This is a genomic window from Autumnicola lenta (assembly GCF_031846515.1).
GTDB classification, from domain to species: Bacteria; Bacteroidota; Bacteroidia; order Flavobacteriales; family Flavobacteriaceae; genus Autumnicola; species Autumnicola lenta.
This window is the reverse complement of record NZ_JAVRHO010000019.1, coordinates 14,258-33,597: the sequence shown is the minus strand read 5'-3', so window position 1 is coordinate 33,597 and position 19,340 is coordinate 14,258. Positions and strand designations below refer to the sequence as shown.

Here is a 19,340-nt window from a genome sequence, read left to right as displayed (position 1 = left end):
GAATTCAAGGTTAACTGATATTTGTATAAGCTAATTCTGAACGGAGAATACTTTACCAAATTGAAGAAAACTGAAATTGATAAGATGAAACAACTTTATCGAAAATTACAAATAGTTTTACTCATACTGGGAATTCCTGTATTTCTTGGTGCTTGTTCGGGTTCTAAATCCTTTTCCTCCAACCAAATTGTCCTGAAGGAGCAAGGCAGTTTTGCTGTGGGAGGCACAGTAAAAGAAAGTCCGGGAACTTTTGATCCTATACAAGATGGAGCTTTTAATCCCGGCAATCAAAGCACCGAAGGCCAAAGCCTGCATGGAGACCACGCATTTGTATTTTACCAGAAGCCTGTAAACGCAAGAAAGCTTCCTTTGGTGTTCTGGCATGGTTACGGCCAGTCTATGAAGACCTGGCAAACCACTCCCGATGGCCGGGAAGGATTCCAAAGCATCTTTTTACGGAAAGATTTTTCAATTTATCTCATAGATCAGCCAAGGCGTGGAAATTCCGGAAGGAGTACAGAACCCATTACAATTAATGCTGCTACCGACGATCAGCTTTGGTTTGGAATTTTCAGGCTGGGGCTGAGTAATAATTTTTATCCCGGCGTTCAATTCTCCAAAGATCCTGAAGCATTAAATCAGTTCTTCCGTCAAATAACGCCAGATACAGGTCCTTTAAATATTAATATAAACATTGCCGCCGTTTCAGAATTATTTAATAAAATAGGGCCAGGTATCCTGGTTACGCATTCCCACAGTGGCGGGCAAGGATGGCTCACGGCTCTTGAAAATGATAACATTAAGGCAATCGCTTCCTATGAACCTGGTAGTAATTTCGTCTTTCCTAAAGCTGAATTGCCTGAACCAAAGCCTTATCTTGGTGGAGAGCTTAGCGCCAGGGAAGTCCCTATGGCTGAATTTAAAAAGCTCACTAAAATTCCTATTATTATTTACTATGGGGATTATATTCCGGAGGAGCCTGTTCAGAATCCGGAAAAGGAGCAATGGCGGGTAGCTCTTGCGATGGCCGGGAAATGGCGTGATGCGGTAAATAAATATGGGGGAGATGTGAGCTTAGTCCCCCTTCCTGAAATAGGGTTGGAAGGCAATACGCATTTCCCGATGTCAGACCTTAACAATAAAGAGGTGGCGGAACATTTGTTTGAATGGCTGAAACAAAAAGGTCTGGATTAAAACAAGAAACTAATTTTTATAACTCAAAACATGAATATCATAAAAAACTGGCATCTGATTCTGGTTATAGGAATACTAATTCCAAACTTCCTGTTGGCCCAGGAGAGTATTTTTCCGAAAGGTAAAAAAGCACCAAATGTGCATCACACGGGCGATGTTTGGTTGAGCCACGTGTTTGAAGCAGATGAAACTTTCGATTTTAATATTGCCCAGGCCGTATCTGCTGAAGGTTCTAAACTAAACTGGCACCTGCATCCAAAAGGACAGTTATTATTAATAACCCACGGGGTAGGTTATTACCAGGAAAAGGGAAAAGAAGTGCAGGTGCTTCGTGCCGGAGATGTTGTGAAATGTCTTCCGGATGTTGAACACTGGCATGGTGCAACCCCCAATAACCCGGTTACCTATATTGCAATTAGCGGAAATGCGCCTACAAAATGGACCGATACCCTAACTGCGGAAACTTATAATGCCATTAAGGCTTCGGCTTTATCCAGTAAAAATTCAAAAGAGGAAATTATAGATCTTTCAAAAAAGAAATGGCAATGGATGGCCAATAAGGAGGCCGATAAACTTGCGGACTTATTTCATGAAGAGGCAGAATTTGTTCATATGGGCGGAAGCTGGGGAAAGGACCGTGAAGTTGAAGTGATAAGAAGCGGCGGTATCCATTATAAAAAAGCAGATATCCATCGTGTTTCAGCCGATATTGTTGGAAATACCGCTATTGTTTTAAATGAAATTACACTACTTGCGGTGGTTGGTGGTAATGAAGTTACAAACCCGTTTATCGTGACCGAGGTCTATGTGAAGGAATCAGGCGAATGGAAACTCGCCAATCTTTCTTTTGTAAAACAGCTGTCTGCTCCTTCCGAAGAATAAAAAATAAATGCGATGAAAGTGATTTTATTGTTGCTGAGCCTTTTATTTTCGGTTGGCGGTAATACCCAAATTGAGAAAGAAATGCCTGTTTCAGAAATTTCAGGAAATGAAAAAGTCCTCATTGTTTACCTAACGCGGACTAAAAATACGCAAGCAGTTGCAGAAATTATTCAGGATAAGCTTGGTGGAAAATTAGTAGCCCTGGAAAAGCAGGATCCCTATCCTCAAAATTATCAAGAAATCGTAGCCCAGGTTGACAGTGAGAATGAACAAGACTATTTACCTGTATTAAAGACGAAAATTGAAGATCTGGGAGATTATGATATTGTGTTTGTAGGTTTCCCAACCTGGGATATCCAAATGCCCCCGCCAATGAAGAGTTTTTTAACCGAAAATGATCTAAGCGGTAAAACGCTAATTCCATTCAATACCAATGCAGGTTATGGAGTAGGCCGGGGATTTGATCAGTTAAGAGAAATATGTCCTAACAGTAAGATTCTTGAAGGTTTTTCGGTAGAAGGAGGTTATGAAAAGAAAGGGGTTTTACTGGCGATAAAAGGAGAACGTAAAGAAAGGGTTGAAGATCAGGTTGTAACATGGTTAACCAAGATCGGATTATTGGAAAAATCTTAGAATTAAAGAATTATGAAATTGCGAAACATCGGTTTAATTATCACTTTACTTATCATGGCCAATCTTTATGTTTCCGCACAAACGGCATCTCAGGGATTAAGTGCTGAAGAATATAGTATTGCCAGGATTTCAGCGGCTACCGCGAAAGGTGATCTTAAAACCTTACAGGAGGCTTTAAATGAAGGCCTGGATAGCGGGCTTAGTGTTAATAAGGTAAAGGAGGAGCTTGTTCATCTTTATGCGTATTGTGGTTTTCCGCGAAGTCTTATGGCCATTAATACACTAACTGAAGTTTTGGAGAACAGGGAAGAAAGGGGAATTGAAGACAAAACAGGGGAAGAGCCGACAGATCTCAAAGATGGTGATAAATATAAAATTGGAAAAGAAGTCCTGGCCGATTTAACCGGGGTTGAAGACAGGCCAAAAGCGGGCTATGCTAAAACGGTACCCATTATTGAAGTATTTCTGAAAGAGCATTTGTTTGCCGATATTTTTAAAAGAGGCGTATTATCTTTTAAAGAACGGGAAATTGCCACGGTTACAGCTTTACTAACTATGGGAGATCTGGCCCCAATGGTTAAAGGGCATATGAAGATAAGTATGAGACTGGGCGTTACCGAACCTCAGATTTTACAAATCCTGAAAATTATAGAAACAGATATTGATAAGAGAACTGCTCTTAAAGGCAGGAAACTTTTTGCTGAAATCACTTCAGATGATCCTATTGATCCAGACCAGTATTCTGAATATATGGATATAGAAAAAATATATCCCCGGGGAGAAAAGATCATAAATCCCGTTTTTACCGGTACGGCCTGGTTAGAAATGCTGGTCACCGCAGATGAAGTTAATAGGAATTCTGTGGGAGTGGTCACTTTTGAGCCCAAAGCCAGAACTTATTGGCATCAGCATCCTAATGGCCAGATCATTTTAGCACTTTCAGGTGAAGGATATTACCAGGAAAAAGGTAGCCCAAAGAAAATCCTGAAAAAAGGAGATATTATAAAATGCCCTGCAAATACTCCGCACTGGCACGGTGCGGGGCCTGAGGAAGAATTTGTCCAAATTGCCATTACCAGCAGGATTAATGGACCAACTGAGTGGTTTGAAACGGTATCGGATAAAAAATATAGAAATTAATGGTCTATCTAAGAAAGAATCTGTGAGAGAGGACGGAGAGACATCGGAATTATTGTATTTTACATAATATAAATTATAGTTCAGTTATATCATTAGGAGAATTTAAACTGTATATTTTACAACGGTATTTTATAAATAACTTGGCTAATTCTAAACAACCCATTCCTTTGCAGCTGTTTTTTCTTCAGAAGTAAAAGCTTTTAACTTTATTCCCGGAATCATTTTATAAGAAGCTTCGGCCATGTTTCGCATCCAGGACTCGTTTGTTACCAGGGCGATCTTATCAACTTTATCAGCAAGTTCTTTTAAATTGTTGATCGCAAATTTTGCATCTTCCCAAACAGCTGATCCCTCAACCTCTCCAATACCGGAAATTTCCATATAAATATTCATCTCGTTCCGGGACTTAAACTCCGGAAGAAATTGCACCATCGATTCCTTGAAAGCTTTTTCGTCAAAATCTCCTTCCCATCTAAATCCAACGGCATGTTCACTTCCTAAATCTATTTTTTGTGTAGATATCTTTTTTTTTCTGATTCAACTTTAAGTTAACCAGTAAATAAGACTATAGCAAAAACTTAGCTTTTCTTTAGTACAGATCAAAATTGAAAGGGCTCTATTTTACATAATATTATGTGTCTGCAGTTCGGGTTTTTAGAAAAATTGCATCTATCAATTACAAACGGTTCCCAAATCCGCTCCTATATATTTTTTTACTTTTTCCTTCTTTTACTCTTTACCTTTAAAAACAATCCACAATAAACTTTAAACCTTAAACTTTATTTCCAACTTTCGAACTATTGAAATTAACACCTCCACTGCCCTATCTATAGTTTCTATCTTTGTTCGGAAAGAAAGTACAGCGAGCCGTATTACGAATTTCCCGTCTATTAATGTGGAACTCAGGAAAACCGTACCATCCTCATGTATTTCCTTGAGCACTTTTTTATTGAATTCATCCTCATTTTCATCCCGGGGCCACCAGAAATAGGTTACCGAAAGGTCAGGTTCCGGGCCTACCCTAAATCCTGAATCCAGCATTTTTCCCCTGAAGTAGCGGGTAAGCAGTAATTTTTCTTCCAGGCAGGCTGTAAAAGGTGCTATTCCGTGCAATTGCAGTGGCAACCATAATCGTAACGCACGAAAATGTTTGGTAAGTTCCGGAGAAACATCTGCGGGATCTACCCGGCTCACTTCAGCATGAGCGTCCTGCATATAATTGGCGCTGTGGTGATGGGAATGGAAAACGGCCTCTTTATCTTTCACCAACACCGCTCCCAGGCCGAAGGGCAAAAAGAGGCCTTTATGAGGATCCACAGCCAGTGAATCTGCCATTTCTATTCCTTCGAAAAGCTTTTTCCGTTGTTCTGTGAGGATAAAAAATCCGCCGTAAGCAGCATCAATATGATACCACAGTTTATTCTGGTTAGCGATTTCGCCCAGTTCCTTTAACGGATCTACGGCACCGGTATCTGTAGTTCCTCCTGAAGCAATCAGCAGAAATGGTTCCAGTCCGTTTTCTTTATCCTTCTGAAGTTTTTCTGAAAAATCCTCCGGAATTATTTTCGAATTCGAATCCAGCTGAAGGTGACGGATGATAATATCTTCAAGACCAATAATCCTCAGGGCTTTTAAGCAGCTATGGTGCAGCTGCGGACTAAGATACACCACACTTTTTTCGATTTTCGCACCTTTAATTTTGTGCTTGTCCCGCGCTGCCGTTAATCCAATCATATTAGCGATAGAACCACCGGAAGTCAGGTTTCCAACAGCAGATTCAGGAAATCCAAAGAGGGATTTCATCCAGTCCAGCAATTCGTGCTCCATAGCCACAGCTCCGGGCGATGCAAATGAGAGTCCGGCGTATTCGTTTGTAATATCCACAAGATAATCTGCCAGTGCCGAAGTGTAAATTCCGCCACCGGGAATATATCCCAGATGACCTCCGGAAGCGGGATGGATTCCTTTATCTGCAACTTCAGAATCATAAATTTCGAGTATTTTCTTGAGCGGTTTTACTTCAGCAGTAATAGAAAAAGCTTCTTTTTTAGCCTTTTCCGAAGAATAAGCTTTTGTAGAGAGCAAATTGTTCAGAAAAGTATTCGCATATTGCTGTACTTCTTTAAATATCCCGTCACGTTGAGCTTCAGAAGGTTCCAACGTGCTGGAAATCTTGCTTAGTGCCAGAATTTGCTTTTTTAAATCGTCCATCAGGAGTTCTTTTCAGTACAAAAATAGCGAAAATAAGAGCAGTGTCTAAAATGCCAATTATCGTACTACTATTGCGCCAATGATTAGGAATTTCTTCGGAAGCAGCTATCTTCTAAAGCTCGAAAACTGGCATTTTTAGAGCATTATCAAAGGACTTATTTGTACTATGGTAGTTTTCCTGCAATATCAAAACTTTAATCAGAAAGGTTGAGTCTTGCCCGTTTTTTACCGGGTTCGTTTGATTTTATATCAAGGATCACAGAAAAAATAGTTCCTTCTTCTTCATTACTTATCAATTCTACGTGACCACCATGAGCTTCGGCCCCCATTTTTACAAAAGTTAGTCCCATGCCCCAACTTTGCAATTGTCCAGAAGCTTCCTTATCTGTCCGGCTTAAAAAATCGAAAATAATTTTCTTGTTTCCTGAGGCAATTGGATCTCCAAAATTGTGGACACTAAGCTTTAATTTCTCCTCATGTTTCTTGAGTATAATTCTTATAGGTTTGTCCTGTGCCCCGTATTTTATGGCGTTGGTAATCAGGTTTTCCAGGATTCTTCTAACTGCAGTTCCGTCGTAGACGCCGGTAATTTCATCCTCATCACATTCAAGAACAATCTCGTTAGCATAAATACGAGCTGCCTCGCCGTACACGCTTTTCAACTCCTCAACAATATTACCTTTCTGAAAATTAAGTGTCACCCCCTCCCCGGCTTTTACACTAATGGCATCCAGCAAACCCTCCATTAAATCGATAGACCTTTTAAGACTTTCCCTGGTCGTTTTTTTAAGTTTATTGAATTTTTCTTCCCCATCGGCATAATTCATAATATCAATTGCAAAATAAGCTGCAGAGATAGGATTTCTAATGTCGTGGGCAAGGGTTCCTACCAGTTTTTCACGCATTTCCTGGATAGAATCTGTAAAGGAGCTTGCAGAATGGCTCATGGAGGTTTCCAGGATATAAGTGAGCAAGACGCTGATATCTTCGCTATGTAAGTCTTTGGATATTAAGAGCTCTGTTAGGGCCTGGTTAAGAACAATGTACTCCCTTATAATTTGCTTGACCGTATAATGGGAAGACGTAGCGCGGTGCCTCCCATGGTCTATGCTTTTTTTTTACAATTTCAGAACAATTCTCCTCCTTTAGAAAATTTTTCTTGCCCTCGTTCCTTTTCAGTACCGTGGAAATGTCTTCCAGTAGATTGGGCAGAAGGTTACGCAAAACCATGGAATTTGTAGTTTCGGAAGCCGATATCTCTTTATTGACTTTTTCTTCCCATAAATCTATTATATCGTGTGTATGCTCTTCAATATATTTTGCTGCTGCTTTCATTGGTTTAAGGTAAGTTAAATTAAGTGACATGTAAAACTCGAGCAATACTATCTTTTACACCGCAATTTCTTCGGAAGCCAATTTTTCTATAGCAGCCTGATAATTGCCATTTTCGAATTATCGCCCCTACTCCACCTTAAATCTTAAAATCTAAAGCTATTCCCGTAATTCTTTTGAAAATTGCTGCAAAAGGAGCTTCAATTTAGGCTCGATATAGGTTTTGCAGAAGGGTTTTTCGGGATTTTTGATATAATAATCCCTGATTTCTTCCCTGGAAAGCTCAAAAACTCCAAAAGGATAAACTTTGGTGATGAGTTTTTCAGAAAAATAAGCTTGCAAGGTCGTTAGTGCTTTTTCAGCTTCCACTTTTTGACTAAAATTAAAATAATAGATGGCCGACCTGTATTTGGATCTCATGCTGTGGTTGGAAGTGCTGTTGTGAGTGTACAAATGAACTTCAATTAAACGCTCCAACGGAATTTCTTCAGAAATAAAATGGACAATAACCGCTTCTGAAAACGCGGAATGCTCCCCTGTTGAAGCGACATAGCCCTGCTCTACCTTGGTCACCCCTTTTAAAGCCTGGAAAACGGCTTCTGTACACCAGTGGCACCCGCCACCCAAAGCAATTTTAGAATCTGCCGCCATAACATTGTATTGCCATTAAACCCGTGAAATCCTTACTTTTTTCTTTTTAAGCCGTGTATTATTTAACTCCCGGACCAGTTTTTCGGCTTTTGAGGGTGGTACAGAAACAAAAGCGCAATCCTGTTTCAGCTCAATAACTCCTAATTCTTCTTTGGCGAGATTTCCCTGCTTAAGAAATAATCCGGCGATATCACCCTTAGAAATTTTATCTTTTCTCCCTCCTGAAATAAATAAAGTAGTCCACTTTATTTGCTTTGGCTCTGGAGTTTGGACTTTACTTTCAACCTTTTTCGTATAACTGTCCGGCGTAACATATTCAGGCAGACTTTCTTTTTCATATTGAAGTACATAGGCTGTCCCTTCTCCGTGCATCCTGGCAGTTCTTCCGTTTCTATGGGTAAATTCTTCTTTCCTATGCGGAAGTTGATAGTGAATAATAAATTTGATCTCCGGAATATCTATTCCCCGCGCCGCAAGATCTGTGGCGATAATGAGACGGTGCGTTCCATTCCTGAATTTTATAAGCGCTCTCTCCCGGTCTTTTTGCTCCATTCCTCCGGAAAAGCATGCGTGCGGCATTCCGTTCCTCTGCAAAAAGTCGCTGACTTCCTGAATACTATCCTTAAAATTACAGAAAATAATACCGGGTTCATTTCCCGTGCTTTGCAACAGTTTCAAAAGCGTTTCCAGCTTATCACGCTTGGGGGCAACCACTATTTCTGTATGCAATCCCGCAACAGCTTCCTGCAGATAATTGATCGTTTGCGGATCTTGTAATCCTGCAAAAGCCGGAATATCGATATTTTGCGTTGCAGAAGTGAGTATCCTCTTTTTAAGCTGCGGAAGAAAGCTGATGATCTCCTTCATTTCAGCTTCAAATCCCACTTCTAAGGATTTATCGAATTCATCCAGCACCAAAATTTTAATATTTTCAGCCGAGAAAGTTTCCCTTCTAAGATGATCTGCCACTCTACCCGGCGTACCGATAAGAATTGCCGGCGGGTGATTAAGTTCTATTTTATCTTTGGAAAAGGCACGGCCACCGTAAACGGCATTGGCCTTAAATCCAGATCCCATTTCCCGGGTTACCTGCTCTATTTGTATTGCCAGTTCTCGGGAAGGTACAAGGATTAGAACCTGCACTTCTTCTAGCGTTGCGTCCAGTTCTTCGATTACCGGAAGCAGGAAAGCCAGGGTTTTTCCCGTTCCTGTTGGAGATAAAAGAATGGTGTCTTTTTTTGATTTTATCGAAACCAGCGCCTCTTTTTGCATGGGATTAAGTTCCCTTATTCCAAGCTTTTCAAGTATTTCCTGTTGATTTTTCATTGTTGTGGCCATCTGGATTGCTTATAATTTTATTCCGAAGAAGTTCTTACAAAGGGTATAAAGAAAAAGAAAGCTCCACAAAATGGAGCTTTCAAGTGTATAAATATTACAGGAAATTCCTGTGATTTTAATTTGAGCTGGTAATCAGATCTTTTTTACCCTAACCGCATTCATTCCCTTCATCCCTCTCTCAAGTTCAAAAGTAACTTTATCATCTTCATCAATCTCATCGATTAACCCACTAACATGCACAAAATGCTTCTCCTGCGTATTGCTATCTATGATAAAACCAAAACCTTTGGAGTGATCAAAGAAAGAAACTTTTCCTTCTTTTGGTGCATGTTTATCCTCTTCTTCACCTTCAACTTTCTTCGGGACACCAATTTCAATTTCCGAAGCATCAATTTCTACTTTGTCTGCAGGATCTGGTGGAGTATCTGTAAGATTTCCATTTTTGTCAACATAGGCTATCTCAAAAGAACTTCCTTTGGAGCTTGATTTGCGTTCTTCTTTCTTCTTACGCTTCTCCTCGCGCTTTTTTGCACGTTGTTTTTCTTTCTCGATTTTATTAAATGTTTGTTGAGATTTTGCCATTCGTCTATTTAAGTTGTTTTTAGTTTATAAGTATAAATTAGTAATTATATGGGGAAAATAAAAATGCTGACCATTTTTATCTTGAAATTTAGGAAAGAAATATGATAGTATATTCATTAACGGTTGCAAATATAAGCGTTTTAATTGTAAATAAAGGTCTCTTAATTCGAATTGTAATTTACTGAGCCCTAACAATTTTATCGCGTATTTCCCTCCAGGTTACAAGAACAATATTATTTTTTTCCAGCAGATCCCTGGATTTCTGGCTTGTAAAGAAATCATAATCTTCCTGTCGCCACCTGGCCCCCCAGTCTGGATGATCTATGGTGACTGCCTTCATTTCTTCATTTTCAAACGCAAGGTGAATAAGGAAACAAGATAATCCCGGCTCAAGGTTGTTAAGCAAATCTTCATAAAAAGCTTCCATTCCTCCTTTAAAAGTTTCAGGGCTTGCCTGGTATAAATGATCTACAATAACATCTTTAGACGTAAGGTCCATCCTGGTTTTTAGTTCTTCCAGAGCAGGTAGATCGTTGCTTAACAAAACCGGAACCCGGTATTCCCTTCCTTTTTTAATGTACGCTTCCAAAAATTCTGGAGTACTCATTACAGCACCCATATGCGCATCCAGGTGGGTAACATCTATTCCATACTTAAGTGCTTTCTCTATCTGGGCATTAATCTCTTTTTCTACATCTCTTGCGTTGGAATTTACCACCACACTATCTACAAGAGGATAAAAATAACCATTGGGATTTATAAGGCTCTTTACCTCGTTCTTAGAGCTGGCAGATGACCATTTGTAGTTTTTCCATTCACTGGTAACGGTTAGGTGCAACCCGAAATCCTTTTCTGAATTTTGAGAAGCGTATGCTGCAATTTCGGGAAACCAGGGACAGGGTACCATGATGCTTGCAGAATTTACAATCCCGTCTTCCATTGCTGCTATGGTCGCAATATTTTCAGCATGTGAAACTCCGGCATCATCGGCATGTATAATAAGAAGCTTTGCATCCCTGGGATATCCCAGTTGTTCAGCAATAGTTACAGAAGCATCCTGCGACCAGGTTGTGGAGCATAAAAAGGTAAAAGAAAACAGGGGAATTAACCTAATTAAAAATTTCATAATAAGAATAAATTAGTTGGTGGTTAGGTACTGATTTAAATATAAATAAAAATTCTCTTACTTCTCCTTTTATAATGATTCCTATACTCTTACAAGATCCATAAAAACTCAAAAAAGATTTTCTGAAATATGTGCAAGGAATTCAATTGCAAGTCCCACATCTAATTTGTAATTTAATTCAAATAAAAAATTGGAAAATGATGAAAGCCGTAGGATTTAAAAAAAGCCTTCCTGTAGAGGAAAAAAATAGTTTTATTGATTTTGAAACCGAAAAACCCACGCCCGGGGAAAATGACCTTCTGGTAAAAATTGAAGCAGTATCTGTAAATCCTGTAGATTACAAAATCAGGAAAAATTCAGCTAAGGATAAAGAACTGGAAAGTCCGAAAATTATTGGTTGGGACGCTGCAGGAACTGTTGAGGAAGTTGGAGAAAATGTCCAAAACTTCAAAAAAGGAGAGGAAGTATTCTATGCTGGAGTAGCTAACCGACCCGGTAGTAATGCAGAATATCAGCTCATCGACGAGAAAAGTGCCGGCCATAAACCCAAAAAATTATCTTGGGAAGAAGCCGCAGCCATGCCCCTCACCTCCCTCACCGCGTGGGAAAGCATTTTTGAAAGACTCCCTATAACTGAAAATAGCGGAAGTAACAAGGTGATCCTGGTGATTGGAGGTGCCGGCGGAGTTGGTTCTATTGGTATTCAGATCCTTAAAAAACTTACCCAATATAAAGTAATTGCTACCGCATCCCGGGAAGAAACAGAAGCATGGTGTCGCGAAAAAGGAGCAGATGTGGTGGTGAATCATAAGGATCTGGAAAAAGAGATGAAGCGCAAAGGATTTGAACAGGTAGATTATATCCTTAATTTTTCCAATACAGATATTCACTGGAATGCTATGGCAGAATTAATTAAACCCCAGGGCCATATTTGTTCTATTGTGGAAACTAAAGATCCAGTAGATCTAAACAAGCTTAAGAATAAAAGTGTTGCTTTTCACTGGGAACTTATGTTTACACGGCCTACATTAAAAACTGAAGACATGTATAAACAACATGAAATCCTGGAAAGGATCTCGAGCCTTCTTGACGAGGGAATCTTGGTTTCTACACTGAATAAGACCTTTAACGGATTAAAAGCCGAAACCTTCAGGGAAGTTCATGAACTTCAGGAATCTGGAAAATCTATTGGTAAAAACGTTATCAAATATTAAAAAAGTCCTGTGCGTAAAATGACAGTTTTCGTCCTTCTGAAAATTTTCAGAAGGACTTTTTCTGTTGAGATAAGCACAGGACTTCTGCAAATAATATTTGGTCAGGAATTTATTCCCCTTCTACTTCTTCTGTCCTTGTCCTAGCTTCATAATCCAGGTAACCTTCTTTGCCCGGGGTGTAAAAAGTATCCTCATCCCAGTCTGACAAAGGAATATTCTTTTCAAAACGTTCCGGAAGATCTGGATTGGAAACATAAAGTTTTCCGAAAGCAACAAGATCTGCATCGCCGTCTTCTATGACCTTATTCCCTTTTTCCTGGTCAAAACCACCATTAATAATAATTGTTCCATGATATTTTGGCCGGTAACGTTTTGCAATTTCAGTCTCTGCAAACGGGAGATCAGAAACATCACTAAAAGGTTCTGATAAATGAAGATAAGCGAGATTATATTCGTTCAGCTTTTCGACTATGTAATCAAAAGTTGGAATAGTCTCCTCATCCATCATCATTCCAAAAATTCCGTTAAGTGAAGGATTTAACCTTAACCCTATTTTATTCTCCGGCATCACTTCTTTAATTGCATCAAGAATATCAAAAAGAATACGTGCCCGTTTTTCCTTTGTCCCTCCATAATCATCTGTACGGTGATTTGAAGTTGCATTAAAGAACTGGTGCAGCAGGTAGCCGTTGGAAGAATGAATTTCCACACCGTCAAAACCAGCTTCCATAGCATTTTTAGCCGCATTTTTAAAGTCCTTAACAGTTCGCTGAATCTCTTCTATTGTCATTTCCCTTGGTGCGACGGTATCTTTAAAACCTTCGGGAGTAAAGGATTTTGCTTCGGGATTAATGGCAGACGGGGCCAATGGTGCTTTCCCATCATGAAAATCTGGATGTGACATACGACCTACGTGCCAAAGCTGGATAAATATTTTGCCATTGGCTTCGTGAACAGCTTTTGTAACATTTTTCCAGCCTTCTACCTGGGCTTTGCTGTAAATACCCGGTGTATTCACATAACCTACAGCTTCTTTAGAAATTTGTGCACCTTCACTAATTATCAGCCCGGCACTGGCTCGTTGCTTGTAATAAACATCGTGTAAACCTTCTTCTGGCTTATTTTCGTCATTATCAGCCCTACTACGTGTCATTGGGGCCATCACCACTCTGTTTGATAACTGGATTCCGTTAAGATTATAATCTTTTAGTAATGCTTGTTCTATACTCATAATTTTATATATCGTTTATGACTCAGTTTTTTTATCGTAAACCCAGAAATTGTTTAAGGTTCACTCTTTTCAGTAAAACCGACTTCAGAATTTTAAAGTTTTCATAGCAATTTAATTCCCGTGAAGCCGGAGTTATCTACCTGATGTAGAAGTCAGGCTCAAACTTTTTACTGAAAATGAAATAGATTTCCTTTATCAGAAAAATTGTTTTCTATGTGCAAAACTATAGAAAAGGCTGTTATAAAGTGCTTGATGTATGTTAGGGAAGGCTGTTAAACATTGTTAAGCTTAGAGAATTTCTTTGCGAATCCTGCTAAGGCTTTCAGGTTTTATGCCAAGGTAATTTGCGATATGCGAGTTCGGTACACGCTGCTCGATTTGTGGATACTGCTCACAAAATTCTATGTAACGTTGCTTGTTATTTTTTTGGAGTGCAGACATGATCCTGCCGCGCAAAGCAACAAAGGCATTAGTGGTTTTAATTCGGAAAAAGCGTTCAAACTTTGGAATCCTTTTATAGAGTGTGTCCAAATTACTTTTTTGAATTTCCAGTAAATGGGAATTTTCAATGGCTTCTACAAAAAGCTCTGATTTTTTTCCGCTGAAAAAGGCTTCAAAGTCACTTATCCACCAGTCTTCAACTGCAAACTGAATTATATGTCTGTTTCCGCTTTCATCAAGATAATATGCTTCCAGGCAGCCGCTCACCACGTAAAATTCTGAGAGTACTTCCTGCCCCGGTTCAATCAGGAATTCTCTTTTGGAAATTCTAATTTCTGAAAGTATGCTCAGGAATTCGTTCTCTTCTGAAAGATCAAGATCAATAACCTGTTCTATGTGTTGCAGGATTTTATTTTGCATGTAGAATTAAAAAATATAGAATACGAAAATTGCCATTTTATGCACCCTGCTAAGTTAGGTTTCTTTCCTGAAATTATTCCTTTTGAATTGGTACCATATAAACCGGAATTTTTGTTTTCTCCAGCACCCGGGAAGCAATGGTTCCTACGAGCAGTTTTTCCAGAGTGGAATGACTATGGGTACCCATCACAATTAAATCTGCATTCCATTCTTCAGCATAATTTAGCAATGCGGTTTCGGTTTCACCTTCGGCCAGATGATAACCTGCATTAGGATCCTGAAGGTGATCTGTTGCCGTTTTTAAAAATTCTTCAGCAAAATTTCTCATTTCAGTAGACAGGTTCATATCGGCTGAAAGGTTATAACCATCGTAGCCCATAAAAGTAGGATACTGCATCCCGTAATAACTCACATCTGTAAGTACGTGTATAAGGCAAACTTGAGCGTTTAATTTTTTAGCAAGCTCATGGCCTGCTTTTGCGACCTGTTCAGAAACGGGATTATAATCGAGAGCGATAAGAACTTTTTTCATAACAGATAGGTTGTTTTAGTATTACCTGAAGTTACAAAAAAGACATGGTTTCAAAAAGTTCAAAATCAGTTAAAATTATACCTGCTTTTAATGAGATCTATTGTGGGAATTCCGGTAAGTTTTTCTGTACTGCGAAGGTGAAATGGCGTACTTATCTCTGAATATTTTAGAAAAATAACTTTTGTTAATGAGACCGATCCGATCTACAATTTCAGCAAGGCTAAGATCGGTATTCAAAAGAAGATTTTGTGCAAGGTCCAGTCGTACTTTATTGATATAACCATTAACAGTCTGGGAGTACAAATCCTGAAATCCCTGTTGGAGTTTATTGGCATTTAATCCCACCTCTCTACTGATATGGTCTATGTTGTGAAAATTGATTATATCTTGTTTTACCATTTCTGCAGCTTTTTCTATTTGCTCTACCTCATACCGGCGTAACAGAGATCGGTTACCAACATCTTTTAAATCATCCTGGTACTGCAACATTTGAAGTGCAATAATTTCGTACACTTTACCTTCAGTAAAAAGTTTATTCAAAAAATCCTGCTCCTGAAAATTCTCTATTTCTTTAAACATTTCAGAAATGTGGAGGCTATACAAACCTTCATAATAAAATTGCTTCCTGGCTTCTACATCGGTTAACAAGTCTCGAAATTCAGAATGCATGCTTTTAATTTCACATTCTGTTTTCGACTTAAACTCACTACGCCTGATTTCTATGCTGCTGATTATTGTCGATCTCCCTGCTGAAAAAGAAATTACATGTCCATTATTTTGCTCACTGGCAACTATAATATTCTGAAATTTCTGAATTTGATGAATAGTATTTTCGTTTGCAAAACGGTGCCCTACTGTACCCTGATGAGCATAAATAAACCTTAAAGGATGGACTTCTGACTTAATGAACTGAATTTCAAAATCTGTTTTAAAGGTACAGCTGTAGCGTATAAAACCGAGTCCATTTTCAAAATTAATTCCCTTGATTGTACCCTTTCCCATTTGGGGAGGGATTTGCACATAATATTCCTCACAGTTTCGTTCTAATGGAACGGCCAGTGCTTTTGATATATCTTCTAACACATCGTTAATGGGCAGGGAATTTACTTGGATAGTTTTCAGAAAAATAGTTTTAACAATATTAAACTTAATTAAATGCCTAAGTTCATAAACAGTAAATGTTTAACATACGTTTAGTTAAAATTATGGTTATAGTAAGTTTTATTGTACAAAAAGGTAACCTGAAATGAATAACGCACAGGTTGTTTTACAAAAGGATGTTATTTTTTTCCTAACAGCTTTTTAAAGCCTACCACTGTTCCTGCCGAAAAACTTATATTCAAAAAAATCAGAAATTTTAAATTTATATGGCAGAAGAAAAACTAAAGCGCTCTTTGGGATTATGGGATGTTTTGATGTTTGGTGTAGGAGGTATCGTTGGAGCTGGTATTTATGCGATTATAGGACAGGCAGCGGCGCTGGGTGGGAATATGCTCTGGCTCAGCTTTATAATAGCTGCTTTTGTTGCTTTACTTACAGGTTTATCTTATTCAGAATTTGTGAGCCGCTTTCCTGATGCCGGTGGCAGCTTTGAATATATTAAACAGGGACTGGGAGAAAAGACAGCAAATTATATGTCTGTATTTATGGTCTTTACGGGAATTGTGGCAGCCGCTGCGATTTCGATTAGTTTTGCCGATTATTTTAGTCGGCTTATAAATGTTCCTACATGGATTGTGGTAATTATTATTATTGCTCTAATGGCTTTATTTAATATCCTGGGTTCCAAATACAGTTCTTACTACAATTCTTTTGCTACTGTTGTAACATTACTGGGACTTGGTCTGGTTGTAGTTGTATGTTTTCCAGAGATAGGCTCAAGAAATTTACTGGAAATGAATGATAAGGGCTGGACAGGAATATTGGCAGGAGGAGCCTTAATTTTCTTTAGCTATATAGGTTTTGAAGATCTAGTGAAGATGGCCGAGGAAACAAAGAAACCGGAAAAAAACATGCCAAAAGCAGTAATGTTAAGCGGTCTTGCAGTTTTGTTAATTTACGTTCTTATTGCAATTTGTACCATAAGCGTGATGGGCTGGGAAGAACTTTCCATTTCCAATGGACCTCTTGCTGCGGTTATTGAGACAAAATTGGGAAGTATAGGAGCAACAATTCTTGTAATCGTGGCGCTTTTTGCTACCAGTAAGACCATTTTGAGCAATATACTGGGAACTTCCCGGCTTGTTTATGACGTGGCAAGGGACAGCGGAATTGAGTGGATGAAACGATTTACCACATTAAAAGGTATAGGTACAAAAACGCCAAATTTCGCCATTATCGCGATCGCAATAATTGCTATATTATTCGGATTAATAGGAAATCTGAAAGTGGTGGCCAGTATCAGTAACATATTTATCTTTATCGTTTTTGGGATGGTCAACGTTGCTTTACTTCGATTACGATACAAACAACGTGATGAAGATAAAGAGAAGCCTTATTTCCATATCCCGTTAAATGTAAATAACATTCCTATTCCAACTGTTATTGCATTGGTAACGATCCTTATTCTCTTTGGATTCAATATTTACAACCTTTTCCAGGGAAATCTTTAGTTATTGATTATTGCCAGCAGCATCCTCGATTTCTTTTTGGAGATGGTCCAGATAAAGGATTCCGTTTAGGTGATCAATTTCATGCTGAAATATTACCGCTGTAAAATCTTCTACCATTTCTACATGATGTGTATTATCCAGCTTATCATACTCCACCAGGACGGCATAAGATCTCGTCTTTGTGGTGTCGCGACGATCAGGAATAGAGAGACAACCTTCCAGGCAATCCTGTTTTAATTCAGAATACTGAACAATTTTTGGGTTGATAAAAAGTTCAAACGGAAAATTTTCTTTGTCAAAACGCTGAACCCAAATGATATTCTTCAGAATTCCAACCTGTGGTGCTGCAATTCCCGCTCCCAGGGACATACTGTCTGTAACTGTTTGATAAAGACGCTTTACAAAAGTTTTTAGTACAGGATCTGAAGGGTCTACCTTCACATTTTCACTTTTGGTTCGCAATAATAAAGAATCACTAGTACTGGTTATTTTAAAAACCCTCATGGGTTTAGAGCTGTCTGCCGCCATAATCATTTTTACCTGATCCTGAGTAAAGGAATTTTCTGCCGTTTTATTTTTCATGCTGGAACAACCAGCAATTATTAGGGTAAGAAGCAGTGCAGAGAATAAATTTTTCATTTTTAAAATTTTATTAGCACTGCGAAATTACATTTATTCATTAAAATAGCCGCAAAAAGATTTTTTCTGCGGCTTTTATTCTGTGTATGTCTATAGACTATCTGTGATCCCTGCGACGGTGATCATCGTCATGTTCTTCCTTAATCCTATGTTCTTCATTAACTGTAAATTCCGGAGATCCTAAACTACCTCCAAAGAAAGCAGCTAATGCCCCAAGCAGCAAGACTCCAAAAGCGATAAGGCTGAAATTTCCAATCGCATCAGTAATTTTATCACTCAGCTCTACGGCTTTTTGTTTTGCCTCTGCAAAAGCCTGCTCAGCGTCCTCAATAGCCTGTTGAATATTTGTTTCCCACTTTTGAATCATTCCGTCTATTTCTGATTCGCTCAGCTGGGTATTTTCAGTAAGATAATTTTTTAATTCTTCCGTCTGAATATATTCTCCATTACCCTCAAGCTCAATATTGAGATTTCCGCTATCGTCGATATTATAAGAAAGATCATTAAAAAACTCTTCAATGTCCATAGATTTTATTAAACCTTGTGCATCGACCTGCGGATTTTCCAGCATTTGGCGGGTGTCTGTAGACGCCCCTTCCGGCACTACATCATATTTTTCCGCAGTATTTAATACCTGAAGTACCTGTTGCTTTGCCTTTTCAATAGAAAAATTTGCCTGATCCTGACTTTGCTGCTGTGCCTCATCTATTTGTACAGAAATTTGACCTGATTGGTTACCACCAAATATTCCGGAAACGGCACTACCAATTCCATTCATTATTGATCCTACTGTAGAAGTAAGAAAATAAAAAGTAACTATTGCATAAAGTGCCCAGGCAAGGAATCCATGAATTCCACCATCTGCAGAAGAAGGAAAGCCAGACATGCGTCCTGCCACCATACCTCCAACAAATAAGGCCACAAGGTTGGATAACCCCCACCAGATTATGGTTCCCGTTCCAAGGCCTGCAAGAGGGTCAGATTCTGTCATCGGGTTTATAGAAGTAAGTCCAATTCCCAATCCCAGTAGATTTAAGAGGAAAGCCACTGCCAGGGCAGTAAGTGCGCCAGCAAAAATAGCACCCCAGGAACTCCGGGTAACCTTGTCTTTAAGATCATCAAAACCTGTTCTTGTTCGTGTTGTACGTGTTGTATCCATAAT

At 38.9% G+C, this 19,340-nt stretch carries 20 protein-coding genes; 6 read left to right on the top strand and 14 right to left on the bottom strand.

Annotation, left to right across the window (positions count from 1 at the left end; all coding sequences use genetic code 11):
• The first annotated feature begins 84 nt into the window (after window positions 1-84).
• From RM545_RS13075 to RM545_RS13060, 4 genes are read left to right on the top strand one after another with little or no spacing between them, the layout of a single operon-like run.
• Window positions 85-1,194, top strand: a complete 1,110-nt coding sequence (locus RM545_RS13075) for an alpha/beta hydrolase (RefSeq protein ID WP_311495728.1) — start codon at window positions 85-87, stop codon at window positions 1,192-1,194.
• Window positions 1,195-1,224: 30 nt separating this feature from the next.
• Window positions 1,225-2,076 (top strand): DUF4440 domain-containing protein, encoded by an 852-nt coding sequence (locus tag RM545_RS13070; RefSeq protein ID WP_311495727.1) that lies wholly within the window; start codon window positions 1,225-1,227, stop codon window positions 2,074-2,076.
• Window positions 2,077-2,088: 12 nt separating this feature from the next.
• Window positions 2,089-2,709 carry a flavodoxin family protein gene (locus RM545_RS13065; protein WP_311495726.1) on the top strand — a complete coding sequence of 207 codons (621 nt, stop codon included), beginning with the start codon at window positions 2,089-2,091 and terminating at the stop codon, window positions 2,707-2,709.
• Window positions 2,710-2,721: 12 nt separating this feature from the next.
• Window positions 2,722-3,849 carry a carboxymuconolactone decarboxylase family protein gene (locus RM545_RS13060; protein ID WP_311495725.1) on the top strand — a complete coding sequence of 376 codons (1,128 nt, stop codon included), beginning with the start codon at window positions 2,722-2,724 and terminating at the stop codon, window positions 3,847-3,849.
• A gap of 150 nt (window positions 3,850-3,999) precedes the next feature.
• On the opposite strand, the gene RM545_RS13055 is transcribed toward RM545_RS13060, so the two are convergent.
• The 8 genes from RM545_RS13055 to RM545_RS13020 form a co-directional block, all read right to left on the bottom strand.
• On the bottom strand, window positions 4,000-4,356 hold the full coding sequence (locus RM545_RS13055) for a SpoIIAA family protein (protein ID WP_311495778.1): 357 nt from the start codon (window positions 4,354-4,356) through the stop codon (window positions 4,000-4,002).
• Between the two features lie 258 nt (window positions 4,357-4,614).
• The gene (locus tag RM545_RS13050; RefSeq protein ID WP_311495724.1) at window positions 4,615-6,060 is read right to left on the bottom strand and encodes a pyridoxal phosphate-dependent decarboxylase family protein; all 1,446 of its coding nucleotides are present in this window, start codon (window positions 6,058-6,060) and stop codon (window positions 4,615-4,617) included.
• Between the two features lie 194 nt (window positions 6,061-6,254).
• Window positions 6,255-7,034 (bottom strand): sensor histidine kinase, encoded by a 780-nt coding sequence (locus RM545_RS13045; protein WP_311495723.1) that lies wholly within the window; start codon window positions 7,032-7,034, stop codon window positions 6,255-6,257.
• Window positions 7,035-7,092: 58 nt separating this feature from the next.
• Entirely contained in the window at window positions 7,093-7,395 is a 303-nt protein-coding gene (locus RM545_RS13040) for a hypothetical protein (protein ID WP_311495722.1), read from the bottom strand.
• A gap of 156 nt (window positions 7,396-7,551) precedes the next feature.
• Window positions 7,552-8,043 carry a peptide-methionine (S)-S-oxide reductase gene (locus RM545_RS13035; RefSeq protein ID WP_311495721.1) on the bottom strand — a complete coding sequence of 164 codons (492 nt, stop codon included), beginning with the start codon at window positions 8,041-8,043 and terminating at the stop codon, window positions 7,552-7,554.
• Window positions 8,044-8,058: 15 nt separating this feature from the next.
• Window positions 8,059-9,381 (bottom strand): DEAD/DEAH box helicase, encoded by a 1,323-nt coding sequence (locus tag RM545_RS13030; protein ID WP_311495720.1) that lies wholly within the window; start codon window positions 9,379-9,381, stop codon window positions 8,059-8,061.
• Between the two features lie 132 nt (window positions 9,382-9,513).
• Entirely contained in the window at window positions 9,514-9,963 is a 450-nt protein-coding gene (locus RM545_RS13025; protein WP_311484044.1) for a cold-shock protein, read from the bottom strand.
• A gap of 178 nt (window positions 9,964-10,141) precedes the next feature.
• On the bottom strand, window positions 10,142-11,089 hold the full coding sequence (locus tag RM545_RS13020; protein WP_311495719.1) for a polysaccharide deacetylase family protein: 948 nt from the start codon (window positions 11,087-11,089) through the stop codon (window positions 10,142-10,144).
• 197 nt (window positions 11,090-11,286) lie between these two features.
• Here RM545_RS13020 and RM545_RS13015 point away from each other — a divergent pair, with 197 nt between their 5' ends.
• Window positions 11,287-12,303, top strand: a complete 1,017-nt coding sequence (locus RM545_RS13015) for a zinc-binding alcohol dehydrogenase family protein (RefSeq protein ID WP_311495718.1) — start codon at window positions 11,287-11,289, stop codon at window positions 12,301-12,303.
• A gap of 109 nt (window positions 12,304-12,412) precedes the next feature.
• Here the strand turns inward: RM545_RS13015 and RM545_RS13010 are convergent, their stop codons facing one another.
• The 4 genes from RM545_RS13010 to RM545_RS12995 all read right to left on the bottom strand — a co-directional run bounded on the left by RM545_RS13010 (window position 12,413) and on the right by RM545_RS12995 (window position 15,929).
• The gene (locus RM545_RS13010; RefSeq protein ID WP_311495717.1) at window positions 12,413-13,534 is read right to left on the bottom strand and encodes an alkene reductase; all 1,122 of its coding nucleotides are present in this window, start codon (window positions 13,532-13,534) and stop codon (window positions 12,413-12,415) included.
• Window positions 13,535-13,822: 288 nt separating this feature from the next.
• On the bottom strand, window positions 13,823-14,395 hold the full coding sequence (locus tag RM545_RS13005) for a Crp/Fnr family transcriptional regulator (RefSeq protein WP_311495716.1): 573 nt from the start codon (window positions 14,393-14,395) through the stop codon (window positions 13,823-13,825).
• A gap of 73 nt (window positions 14,396-14,468) precedes the next feature.
• Window positions 14,469-14,927: a universal stress protein gene (locus tag RM545_RS13000; protein ID WP_311495715.1), complete on the bottom strand. Its 459-nt coding sequence runs from the start codon at window positions 14,925-14,927 to the stop codon at window positions 14,469-14,471.
• A gap of 87 nt (window positions 14,928-15,014) precedes the next feature.
• Window positions 15,015-15,929, bottom strand: a complete 915-nt coding sequence (locus RM545_RS12995) for a helix-turn-helix domain-containing protein (protein WP_311495714.1) — start codon at window positions 15,927-15,929, stop codon at window positions 15,015-15,017.
• Window positions 15,930-16,294: 365 nt separating this feature from the next.
• On the opposite strand from RM545_RS12995, the gene RM545_RS12990 reads away from it, so the two are divergent.
• On the top strand, window positions 16,295-17,539 hold the full coding sequence (locus RM545_RS12990; RefSeq protein WP_311495713.1) for an APC family permease: 1,245 nt from the start codon (window positions 16,295-16,297) through the stop codon (window positions 17,537-17,539).
• Here the strand turns inward: RM545_RS12990 and def are convergent, their stop codons facing one another.
• Complete coding sequence (gene def / locus RM545_RS12985; RefSeq protein WP_311495712.1) at window positions 17,540-18,178, bottom strand: peptide deformylase; 639 nt, start codon at window positions 18,176-18,178, stop codon at window positions 17,540-17,542. It abuts the gene before it with no gap.
• A gap of 97 nt (window positions 18,179-18,275) precedes the next feature.
• Window positions 18,276-19,337 (bottom strand): hypothetical protein, encoded by a 1,062-nt coding sequence (locus tag RM545_RS12980; protein WP_311495711.1) that lies wholly within the window; start codon window positions 19,335-19,337, stop codon window positions 18,276-18,278.
• Between the last annotated feature and the right edge of the window lie 3 nt (window positions 19,338-19,340).